Genomic DNA, 1,711 nt, shown 5'->3' on the forward strand with positions numbered 1-1,711 from the left:
GCCTTGATCGAAACGGTGAAATGATCGCCGCCGGCGCGCTGGCGCGAGGCCTCGCGCTCGACGATCAGCTCCTCGGGCCCGGCGTTGGCGTAGACATAGCTCACGGAACCAAGATGCTCGGCGACATCGGCCTTGACCGGAATGTCGCAATCGCCCTCGCCGGCCTCGAAGAAATGCTCCGGCCTGACGCCGAGCACGATTTCGGCGCCGATGGCGGGAAAAGCATCGCGGAGCGGCTTGCGCAGCCTGGCGCCGCCATGGTTGACGAGCTCGACGATCGCGGCGCTGTTTGACGTATCGACGACTTTGGCGCTGAGGAAATTCATCTTTGGCGAGCCGATGAAGCCGGCTACGAATCGGTTGGCTGGATCGTCATAGAGGTCGAGCGGCGCGCCGATCTGCTCGACATTGCCGGCCTTCAGCACGACGATGCGATCGGCCAGCGTCATCGCCTCGGTCTGGTCGTGCGTCACATAGATCATGGTGACGCCGAGCTCCTTGTGCAGGCGCGAGATCTCGACCCGCATCTGCACCCTGAGCTCGGCGTCGAGGTTGGAGAGCGGCTCGTCGAAGAGAAAAACCTGCGGCTCGCGCACGATGGCGCGGCCGATGGCGACGCGCTGGCGCTGGCCGCCGGAGAGCTGCTTCGGCCGGCGCTGCATCAATTCGTCGATGCGCAGGATCTCGGCGGCGCGTTTCACGCGGCGTTCGGTGTCGGCCTTCGGGTTGCCGTTCATGCGGAGACCGAAGGAGAGGTTCTGCTCGACCGTCATATGCGGGTAGAGCGCGTAGGATTGGAACACCATGGCGATGCCGCGGTCGGCCGCCTCGACATCGTTCATCACCTTGCCGCCGATGGCGATGTCGCCGCCGCTGATGTCCTCCAGCCCGGCGATCATCCGGAGCAGCGTGGACTTGCCGCAGCCGGAGGGGCCGACGAAGACGACGAACTCGCCGTCGGCGATGTCGATGTTGGCGCCGTGCACGACCTCGAAGGAGCCGAAACGTTTTATGACATTGGTAAGGGTGACGGCGGCCATCGCGCTTCTTTCCTATTTGACCGCGCCGGCGGCGATGCCGGCGATGAAATGACGCTGCAACAGCACGAAGACGATGAGCATCGGAACCGTCAGCATCACGGCGCCGGCCATGATGCCGCCCCAGGAAACCTTGGTCAGGCCGATCAGCGTGCCGAGCGCCACCGGCGCGGTCATCGCGCCGGGCTGGCTGTTGATCAGCAGCGGCCAGAGATAGTTGTTCCACGAGGCGAGGAAGAGGATGATCGCCAGCGCCGCCAGCATCGGGCGGGCCAAGGGCAGCGCCACGAACAGGAAGATGCGCCATTCCTTGACGCCTTCGACGCGCGCCGCGTCGAACAGTTCGGCCGGCATCATCGAGAAAGCCTGGCGCATGAAGAGCACGCCGAGTGAATTGAACAGCGGCGGGACGATCAGCGCGATCCAGGTGTTGGCCAAAGCGAAGTCGCGGGCCACCATGATGAATTGCGGGATGAGCACCACCGCGTAGGGAAGCGTGATGGTGCCGAAGATGATCGCCACCACCGCGCCCTTGCCGTGAAACTCGTAACGTGCCAGCGCCCAGCCGGCCATCGAGGTGAGCAGTACCGAAAGCACGGTGTAGGTCACGGCCACCGAGACCGAGATGCCGATGGCGCCGACGAAATTGGTGTCGCGCTGCAGATTGTTGAAAT

General features: G+C 64.3%; 2 protein-coding genes. Both read right to left on the reverse strand.

Features of this window, described 5'->3' with window-relative positions; translation table 11 throughout:
• Nucleotides 1-1,040, reverse strand: a 1,040-nt coding sequence (ugpC, locus tag EOA24_RS37025; protein ID WP_127410766.1) for a sn-glycerol-3-phosphate ABC transporter ATP-binding protein UgpC, incomplete at its 3' end; no start/stop codon positions are given.
• A 12-nt stretch (nucleotides 1,041-1,052) separates the two neighbouring features.
• Nucleotides 1,053-1,711, reverse strand: a 659-nt coding sequence (locus EOA24_RS37030) for a carbohydrate ABC transporter permease (protein WP_133374858.1), incomplete at its 5' end; no start/stop codon positions are given.

The sequence above is a fragment of the Mesorhizobium sp. M2A.F.Ca.ET.039.01.1.1 genome, assembly GCF_003998035.1.
In the GTDB taxonomy this organism is placed as follows: domain Bacteria; phylum Pseudomonadota; class Alphaproteobacteria; order Rhizobiales; family Rhizobiaceae; genus Mesorhizobium.